This window comes from Alkalihalobacillus deserti, assembly GCF_020734105.1.
In the GTDB taxonomy this organism is placed as follows: Bacteria; Bacillota; Bacilli; order Bacillales; family Bacillaceae_D; genus Halalkalibacter; species Halalkalibacter deserti.
Window position 1 is genome coordinate 413,587 of record NZ_JAJAFR010000004.1, and the last position, 7,436, is coordinate 421,022.

Below are 7,436 nucleotides of genomic sequence, written 5' to 3' on the forward strand. Positions count from 1 at the left end.
TTTTGAAAAAGGAGTACAGATTATCTTAATAGAGCGTGTTCAATAAGGTCCTCTATAAGACTAGCAATGGCTCCGTTCGCTACTCGTCTTACTATGAGAAACTCACTCATTAAGACTTTTAAAGATGTAGCTATTGCTTAGAGTCTGTTCAAAACAACCATGTTTTAGCAAACACCACGATGAATGAAAGCTAGGACTAACGCCTTAGTTTTCGTATAAAAAGGAAAAAAACCTCCCTTTTTGAACAGACTCTAATAGAAGTTAATCCCATTCTTTCAGAAACTGTTGGACAAATTCTTCTAGGAATTGATGCCGCAACTGAGCACGTTTTTTTCCTTCTTCTGTATTCATTAAATCTTTTAGTTTCAAAAGCTTTTCATAAAAGTGACCAATTGCACTTGAGCGTCCATTGCGGTATTCTTCCATAGTAACGGAATCTCTAATGGCTAAATTCGGATCGTACATCGGATCGCCTTTACTACCAGCGTAGATAAAGGTTCGTGCAACACCAATCGCACCAATGGCATCTAATCGATCCGCATCTTGGACCACTTGGGCTTCAATCGTTGTGACAGGTTTGTTATTCCCACCTTTAAATGACATTGTAGTAATAATGGTTATGATATGTTGACGCTGTTCGGGAGTTGTTCCAATGGAAACTAACCATTGAGTTACTTGTTTTAAGCCTTCTTCTTCGCTCGCAACTACTTTATCATCAATTAAATCGTGAAGTAATGCCGCTAACGTAACAATAAGTGCATTTGCCCCCTCTACGTTAGCTATTTCTCTAGCTTGTTTAGTTACGCGTCGGATATGATACCAGTCATGTCCTGTTCCTTCATTCTCTAGCTGGTCTTTGACCCATTTTTCAGTTTTTTGAATCATTGTTAACTCGTTCATTTGATAAATTCCTTTCTCTACCAGTTGTTTTTGAAGTTTGTTTAGGAGCTTGTCGTTGTATTTCACGTACAAAGCGAGATCGGAATGCCTTCTTTCCTCGTCTCATGATAGGAACCGAAATGCGTAAGCTTTCTTCAGCTCGTGTCATTGCAACATACATAAGACGTCTTTCTTCCTCTAACGGTTTATCATCTCCTTCACGCCAAGCTTCAAGAGCATAGTCATGAGGTAAACCTCCTTCTACAGCACTTAGTATATAGACATGTTTAAACTCTAAACCTTTTGCACGGTGGATGGTCATTAGTTGTGCTGAGTCGCCATGGGCCTTTTGGTTACGGAGTTCTTCATATTTAATTGTCATATGATCAATATAATCTAAAAAATCTCCAATCGTTAAATGAAGTTTCGCAGCCACTTTTAAGTCGCGAACATCATCTGATCCACGTTCCATTTTATTTCCTTCATTGCCTTGCTTTTTTACATAGTCATTGAATCCCATTTCTTGTTCAATAAATGTAATAGCATCAATAGGCTTTTTTGATTTCAGTTGTTTAAACTTCCTAGGTAGGGATTCAAGTTTTTTAGATTGAAACGTTTTTAGCCCTTGAATATAAGGGAGGGCATCTACATAAGAGCAATCATTTGTTATGCTTGCTGCTTTTACTTCTTGTAAAGTTTGTTGTTTTAAAAATAAAGCACCAATTAAATCACTCAATGCCTGACTATCATCTGGGTTTATCCCTAAACGGAGAAAAGCTAAAATTTTTCTTACTGCTTTTCTACGATAAAAAGATTCTCCATCAGCGTCTAATTGAAAAGGAATACTAGATGAAACAAAGCGCTCAATCGTTGCACGTGCTGAAGTGTTTGTTCGAAATAAAACCGCGAAGTCAGATGGTGAAGCCCCTGCTTCAATTTGCCTTTTTATATCTGTTACAATCATGGTCGCTTCCTCTTCTTCATCATAAGGATAAAATAACAGAGGTGGACAGCCGGAAGATGTTTGGGCAAGCAGTTGTTTAGAATAGCGGTCTCGATTTGTATGAATAACATTATTAGCAGACGCTACAATCTCGTGTGATGAACGATAATTTTCATTAAGAATGACCGTTTTTGTATGAGGATAACGATTCTTGAAATTCAAGATATAAGAAGGATCACTTCCTCGAAAAGCATAAATAGATTGATCATCGTCTCCCACGACACATAAATTTTTTGTTCGATCGCTTAACATCGAAATAAGCTCAACTTGTACTTTATTAATGTCTTGATACTCATCAACAGATACATAGGAAAAGCGTTGTTGGTATCTTTTTAATAAGAGGTCGTTTAGATTTAAAAGCTCGTATAAGCCAAGCAACATATCATCAAAGTCAAAAGCATTCTTCACTAATCTCATTTGTTCGTAACGCTTGTACAAATAAGCAACACGTTCTTCCCAAACATCCTTCGTTTTGACTTGTTCTGGTGATAAAAGGTGATTTTTCCACCAGCTAATTTGGGTTAACGCTTGATCGAAGGCAAAGTCTTTCTCATCTAAGTCAATTTCACGACCAGCCTCTTTTATCATTGCTTGTCTTTGCCAATCTTGTTTCAATAAATTTGTAGGTGCCCATTTTTCGGGTTCATGGTGCATAAGCATTTTATAAAATATACTGTGAAACGTACCAATCATTAATTGATTAAGTGTACGCGGATCAAGACCAGGATAAAGTCGCATTCTTTCTTTCATTTCTTTTGCGGCTTTTGCTGTGAATGTAACGAGAATCATTTCTTTAGGAGAATAGTTTTGTTCTGTAAGCATGTAAGCGGTTCGAGTTGTAAGGACCCTTGTTTTTCCACTTCCTGCCCCGGCGAGGATAAGTAAAGGTCCTTCCGTTGTTTGGACAGCTTGCCACTGGTTATTATCTAGAAAGATCCCATTCTCGGACAGTGTTTTTCTATAGCTGTGTACTTCGCTTGTATTCATTTTTGGTTCATTCTTAAAAGGAGGAATGGCTCTTACGTCCTCAGGCTTCTTCCATATTTCAGGTTCATTTAGTGAAGAAGTTGTTATCGCTCTTCGTTTCGGTAACTGAAAGCCAGAATTAGACTTTTCGTCTATTTCTTGTTCGTCCTTTTGCATTATTTTGCTCATTTTCTTCTCCATCAAAGTGGCGGCATCTATACATTCTTTTGTAGGTCGTAAGTGATTGAACGAAGGTGGCGTTAAAATACCTAGTTCCATCCGTAATGGAGAATGGCAATGTATACAAGTGACCTTTTGTCGAATACTAGCCATATACAATTGTTGCCAGGTTTCACGTTCGCAGCTAGGAAGGTAAATTAGTTTGTCTTGATGATAAGCCACTTGCATAATAGGTTCCCCTCTCTAAATACATCTTCTCCTATCGTAGCAAATTTTGTCGCCTATGTGTGTTACTTTTCATATAAAAGAGATATAGCTAATAAAAGAGAAAGGGGGAGATGCTATGATTTCATTTCTTATTTTAGGTTGCCTAGTTACCATTGGATCATTAGCTTTTTTTCTAGTTGGGTTGATTGAGCAGGGACAATTCCTTTTCGGTCCTTTTATCGCTACGATTATTGCGATAAACTTTGTGCTCATTAGTTTTATACAGGTAAAACGAGAACGTGAAGAAAACAATGGGAGAAGGACGTCTTGAAATAGATCAGTATGTCAAAGTGATAGAGTTATTTTTTTATGTTGAATAGGAAGTAAAAGGTTGATTCGTTGACTTGGTATAGTTTTCCACAAATAGAAAGGGAATGAAATGAAGAAAAAATGGGGCAATGTCAATTATGAGAACGGAAAGAAGTGGTGTTAACGATACATCATTTAACACCAAGGGAGGAAGGGGGGAGTCACCTTCCGACTGCCGGCTTTGTATCCCTTGCCATAAACAAATTCATGCGCTCTATCCAAATGAAGAATTAGCAATTCGTCTCATGACGTTGGAAAGACTAAAAGATGACGAAGAGTTAAAAAATATATAAAATGGATACAAAAGCGGTCCCCAAAAAATTTTTATCAGAACTCATAAATCAAATGAAAGAAAATTAAAATCAAGAAGGTGATTTCCGTTGCACGCGGACATATGTGGGGTGGTGTTTAATTTTGGCGCGAACATCTTCAAGATCGGACGTACAATGAGGGCATCTTGTTGCTTTATAAGCTATTGATTGGCAGCAATGAGGGCATATTTTTGTTTTCATGTTTAATAAGGGATCTTCCTGTGGTCTGCGAATACGATTAATTTGCCTTACAAATAAAAAAAGGACGAATGCAACAATAGCAAAGTGAACAGCATGATTCAGAAAAGTTCCGTAATTTAACATAGGTATGCCTGCTTCTTCTGCATCAGCAAAGGTGTCAAAGCGGCGGTTTGATAAATTGATATATAAATTTGAGAAATCAACCTGTCCGAACATTAAGCTAAAGGGTGGCATAATGATATCATCTACTAGAGATTCAACAATCTTCGCGAATGTAGTACCGATAATAACCCCTATACTCATATCAATTACATTTCCTCTTACTGCAAATTCTTTAAACTCGCTTAAAATTCTAATTTCAATCACCTTCTCTACTTAGGAGTTGAGTTTTTTATGAAGGAGCATGTCTATGTTTCAACCCTATGCGTGAAGGCGATTTTTATTCTTAATAAAAAGAACGAGCTTAAGTTAGAAAACTTAAGCTCGTTCTTTTGATTTACTGGGCTAGCTGGATTCGAACCAACGCATGACGGAGTCAAAGTCCGTTGCCTTACCGCTTGGCTATAGCCCATCGATAATCGTTAGTATGACCAATTAGAAATGTTTTATTCGAAAAAAATTTTTATGGGACTAGAAGTTTTATGGGACTAGAAGATGAGAGACTAACATCTCAATAAACCTATTTTAAACAATGAGAAAAAAATTATGCAGCAGAGAAGGATTTTTTCTTCGAATGTTGAAATATTAGTGGTAGATTGAACAAAGGAGTGATGAGGTATATGTATGATATTGAGCTGTATAGTCAGCAGCTGATCAATGAAGCAGTTCAGATGAAGGCAACAGATCTTCATTTTATCCCTGATGATAGTCAATGGTTGCTGACTTATCGAGTAAGTGGCCAAATGGAGCCGTGGAAAAAATTAAATCCTAGGTTGGCTGAACGCTTAATAAGTCATTTTAAGTACCGGTCAGGTATGGACATTGGAGAACGACGTAAACCTCAAAGTTCTTCAATGATGCATGTGAAGCAAGACGCTACTTTTGCCCTTCGACTTTCTACTCTTCCTACGAAAAGCAACGAAAGCTTAGCTATTAGAATTCTCCCTTATTTTTCTTCACAAACACTCTCATCCCTATCTATTCTTCATAGCAATGCTAAAATACTTCAGGATGTTACATCAATGACTCAAGGACTTTGTTTAATTTCAGGTCCAACCGGTTCTGGAAAGACAACAACCTTATATACCATTATTGAACAAATCGTACGCCAGGGAGGAAAGACCATCATTACAATTGAAGATCCTGTAGAACGAATCATTCCATATGTCGTTCAAGTAGAGGTGAATGTGAAAACGGGGTTAACCTTTAATTCACTTTTAAGTGCTTGTCTAAGGCATGATCCTGATGTTATTTTGATTGGTGAAATAAGAGATGAGGTAAGCGCCGCACTAGCTATTAGAGCTTCTTTAACAGGCCATGTTGTGTTAGCGACTGTCCATGCACAGGATTGTTACACAGCTTTACTAAGAATGATTGATTTGGGAGTTTCGCGTTTTGACTTAATGCAATGTTGTAAATTAATTTTATCTCAAAGAATAGTTAATACAAAATGTCCACTTTGTCAGGGGAGTTGTCATTTAATCTGTCGAAGAAGTAGACAGATGTCAAGAGCTGCAATTTTTGAAATTCTAAAAGGTGAACAACTTAAAAATTGTATTTCATCACAAACAAATATTACAAAAGGCTTTTTATATGAAATAAACAAAGCTTGGGCATTAGGTTATATTGAAGAAGAAGAATGGAAGAGAGTTGCCTATGAAGTATTTTAGAAAACGTCCCCATGATAAAAAACATCTTCGAACTGTAGCAACTTCGTTTATTCGGATTGGTCGATTACTAGAACAAGGTTACCCTCTTGAGACGGCTTTACGATTTATTCAACTTCATGTAGGGATAAAAATAAAAGAACAGATAGAACAAGTCTTGTTACATTTAAAAGAAGGTCATCCTGTTCATGAAGCTTGCCAATCATTTGAAATCCCTAATAGTATAAAATCCTTCCTTTATTTCTACGAACAACAAGGTCAACTAGCACAAGGTTTTAATCAGGCGGGGATGTTACTAAACCATCGTGAAAAAATCATTACTGAATTAACTAAACTACTCCGTTATCCTCTCACACTCTTGCTTCTTTGTGGACTGGTACTTATTTTGATGTTTCAATTTGTATTCCCTCATTTTCGCTCTATTTTTACAATGATGTCAGAATCTCCTCCTTTATTTACAAAAATGTTTATGCAGTTCCTTTTCCAGCTCCCTTACTTCATGATAATTGGTTTAGTCGTATTGTTGTTTTCTGCTCTATTTATTAGATTTAAGATGAAAAAATGGTCAGTTAGTGAAAGAATTATGAAATTGCTCAACGTACCCTTTTGTAAAAATCATGTTCAGATAATCATTTCCTATTTTTTTTCTTTACAACTAGGAAAGTTACTTAGTGCTGGTCTGACTTTGCAAGAAGCCCTATTACAATTTGAGAAACAAGAGTATGTATCATTTCTACAACTAGAATGTATGCAAATATCAAGTGAACTGCAAAAGGGTCGCCCTTTTAGGGAAATTTTAAAGGAGAAAGCATTCTTTTGTGATGAATTATCAGTCGTTGTTGATAACGGTGAAAAGACGGGTTATTTAGCTGGCGATCTTGAACATTACAGTGACATTTTATTTCAAGAACTCGAAGATTCTCTTCAAAAAGGACTCAGGATGATTCAACCAATGCTCTTTTTAATGATTGGTGGATTTATTTTTCTTTTATTTATTGCTACTATGCTTCCTATGTTTCAGATGATTGGAGCCCTTTAGCTAGGTTTAAGTATTTAAGGACAGTCTTCCGTTCGAGAGAAGCTGTCCTTTAAAGTGTTTATCAAATTCTATTTTTATTTATAAAAGTAGTTGCATATATTAACTCATATGTGTTATATTATTACTTGTCGCTGATGAAGCGGAAAAACATTTCGAAAAAGATGTTGACTTTTATTGAGTTCAAATGTTATGATATAAAAGTTGCTTTTTCGATAAGAGTTCTTTGAAAACTGAACAAAAGCCAAGCGAAAAGAGAAAACATAATTTTCTCGTCAATTTTAAGTGATTTAGTAAAATCACAACGTATCGTTAGCGGTACAGTTTGAGTACAAATCAAGCACTTTTATGGAGAGTTTGATCCTGGCTCAGGACGAACGCTGGCGGCGTGCCTAATACATGCAAGTCGAGCGAACTAATTAAGAGCTTGCTCTTATGAGGTTAGCGGCGGACGGGTG

The 7,436-nt window shown here is 36.5% G+C and carries 6 protein-coding genes, 1 tRNA gene, 1 rRNA gene and 1 pseudogene; 5 read left to right on the forward strand and 4 right to left on the reverse strand.

Annotation, left to right across the window (positions count from 1 at the left end; all coding sequences use genetic code 11):
• Positions 1 to 261: 261 nt before the first annotated feature.
• On the reverse strand, positions 262 to 900 hold the full coding sequence (locus LDX58_RS10900) for an HD domain-containing protein (protein WP_227936862.1): 639 nt from the start codon (positions 898 to 900) through the stop codon (positions 262 to 264).
• Positions 869 to 3,256, reverse strand: coding sequence for an ATP-dependent helicase (locus LDX58_RS10905; RefSeq protein ID WP_227936863.1), 2,388 nt, complete (start codon positions 3,254 to 3,256; stop codon positions 869 to 871). Before LDX58_RS10905 ends, LDX58_RS10900 begins: the two co-directional genes overlap by 32 nt.
• A gap of 115 nt (positions 3,257 to 3,371) precedes the next feature.
• Here LDX58_RS10905 and LDX58_RS10910 point away from each other — a divergent pair, with 115 nt between their 5' ends.
• The gene (locus tag LDX58_RS10910) at positions 3,372 to 3,566 is read left to right on the forward strand and encodes a hypothetical protein (protein WP_227936864.1); all 195 of its coding nucleotides are present in this window, start codon (positions 3,372 to 3,374) and stop codon (positions 3,564 to 3,566) included.
• Between the two features lie 152 nt (positions 3,567 to 3,718).
• Positions 3,719 to 3,978, forward strand: a pseudogene (locus LDX58_RS10915) (HNH endonuclease).
• Here LDX58_RS10915 and mscL read toward each other — a convergent pair.
• Positions 3,967 to 4,467: a large conductance mechanosensitive channel protein MscL gene (gene mscL / locus LDX58_RS10920; RefSeq protein WP_227936887.1), complete on the reverse strand. Its 501-nt coding sequence runs from the start codon at positions 4,465 to 4,467 to the stop codon at positions 3,967 to 3,969. The pseudogene LDX58_RS10915 and the gene mscL sit on opposite strands and share 12 nt — an antisense overlap.
• A 148-nt stretch (positions 4,468 to 4,615) precedes the next feature.
• Positions 4,616 to 4,687 (reverse strand) — tRNA-Gln (locus LDX58_RS10925).
• A gap of 208 nt (positions 4,688 to 4,895) precedes the next feature.
• Between LDX58_RS10925 and comGA the strand changes: the two genes are divergently transcribed.
• The 3 genes from comGA to LDX58_RS10940 all read left to right on the forward strand — a co-directional run.
• A complete protein-coding gene (comGA, locus tag LDX58_RS10930) occupies positions 4,896 to 5,945 on the forward strand; it encodes a competence type IV pilus ATPase ComGA (protein WP_227936865.1) in 1,050 nt (349 codons plus the stop codon).
• Positions 5,932 to 6,981, forward strand: a complete 1,050-nt coding sequence (gene comGB / locus LDX58_RS10935) for a competence type IV pilus assembly protein ComGB (protein ID WP_227936866.1) — start codon at positions 5,932 to 5,934, stop codon at positions 6,979 to 6,981. Before comGA ends, comGB begins: the two co-directional genes overlap by 14 nt.
• Positions 6,982 to 7,323: 342 nt before the next feature.
• Positions 7,324 to 7,436 (forward strand): 16S ribosomal RNA (locus tag LDX58_RS10940); the annotation flags it as partial.